The organism is Metabacillus herbersteinensis, assembly GCF_042433335.1.
Taxonomy (GTDB): Bacteria; Bacillota; Bacilli; order Bacillales; family Bacillaceae; genus Metabacillus; species Metabacillus herbersteinensis.
This window is the reverse complement of sequence record NZ_JBHLVO010000080.1, coordinates 1-1,741: the sequence shown is the minus strand read 5'-3', so window position 1 is coordinate 1,741 and position 1,741 is coordinate 1. Positions and strand designations below refer to the sequence as shown.

Annotated in this window: 1 protein-coding gene and 1 pseudogene; both read left to right on the top strand. The window is 34.8% G+C overall.

Going from position 1 to position 1,741, the window contains the following annotated elements; all coding sequences use genetic code 11:
- Positions 1-92: 92 nt before the first annotated feature.
- Positions 93-1,382 (top strand): annotated as a pseudogene (gene istA / locus ACFFIX_RS27700) (IS21 family transposase); the annotation flags it as partial.
- Positions 1,375-1,741: ATP-binding protein (locus ACFFIX_RS27695; protein ID WP_378939879.1), on the top strand; the 367-nt coding region annotated here is incomplete at its 3' end. The pseudogene istA and the gene ACFFIX_RS27695, both read left to right, overlap by 8 nt.

Below are 1,741 nucleotides of genomic sequence, written 5' to 3'. Positions count from 1 at the left end.
TATAAATGCTAGCATAAGAATGTACATAAATGATTGCTTAAGGATGTACAGATTCGGTGACATACCTTCATAATATTCTAGAGGTGAATATTATGTATTTTAATGTCGATGTAACTACCAATCTTGAGGTTAATAGTCTTACAGACTTATCAAAATTAAAAATTCTAATGGAGAATCTAAAAATGAAAATTAACAAAAGCATGTTAGCACGTGAAATGGGAGTAGATCGAAGAACCATTGATAGATACCTGAAAGGCATCACTGCTAAAGTCACTCGTACACGCTCATCTAAAATTGATGAATATTATCCAACCATCTCTTTACTTCTCTCAAAAGAATCCAAGCAGCGGTTCTATTATAAAAGGGTTTTGTGGCAATATTTAACCGATAATCACCATTTAGATTGTTCTCAATCCACCTTTCGGTCCTACATTTCAAAAAGACCTGAGTTTCAAAATTATTTCGATTCTGATGAGGGAAGTAAGCCAAACAATCCTATTATCCGTTTTGAAACACCACCAGCTGAGCAAGCACAGTTGGATTGGAAAGAGGATATCCGTTACATCACAAAAGACGGAGAAATAGTGAGTATAAATGTTTGTGTCCTCTTACTATCATTCTCAAGATTTCGAACCTATCATCTTTCAATTTCGAAATCACAAAGTGTTTTAATGTCGTTTTTAATGGAGAGCTTTGAAGCGATTGGGGGAATTCCAAAAACGATCTTGACAGACAATATGAAAACCGTAATGGATGACGCTCGAACAGAGTATAAAAAGGGGGTAGTAAATAAGCGATTTGAACAATTTTCAAAGGATTGTGGTTTTGAAGTGAAACCATGTATCGCAGGGAGGCCAAGAACAAAAGCTAAAGTTGAGGCCCCGATGAAATTGCTAGACGAGATTCATGCGTATCAAGGGAAATTCAATTATGAGGAACTCCATCATTTTGTCCAAAAACTATGTAATCGTATTAATAATAGTTATCATCAGGGCACTGGAAAAATACCTGTTTTAGCTTTAGAAAAAGAAAAAGATCACTTAGTCCCCTTACCACGGAAACAACTAAGAGATCTTTACAAAATCAATCATACGCTTGTGAAAGTCAATACTTCCAACATGATATCCTACAAGTCTAACCAGTATTCAGTTCCAGCTGGATACAAAGGGAAAACCGTAGGTTTACAAGTGTACGATGACCATTTATACGTGCATTATAACATGAATTTACTTGTCGAACATCATATAAGTCAAACAAAAATTAATTATAAGCCAGAACATTACCTAGATACATTATCTAAAGGATTGCCTCGTACTGTGAATATTGATGAGTTAGCTAAGAAGAACTTAGAGGCTATTGGGGAGGTGTATCGAAATGAAAAGCAGTTACATCAAACTAGTTCAGAATCTAGACTATTTAAAAATGAAGCAGATGATGGTTCATTTGGATGATACGATTGATTATATGGCACATAATCAATTATCTTTTGTCGATACCTTACTTAAATTAACAGGTTACGAGATTGAGATGAAAGAGAAGAATATGATTACGTCCATGGTTAAAGTCGCAGCTTTCCCACATTTAAAAGAAGTTAAGGATTTTGATTTCGACTTTCAGCCATCGATAAACAAACAGCAAATCCTTGATTTTACGTCTCTTCGCTTCTTAGAGCGAAAAGAAAACATTGTTTTCTTAGGACCAAGTGGAGTTGGTAATTATCGCAAGTTTTTGTTTATGGAAA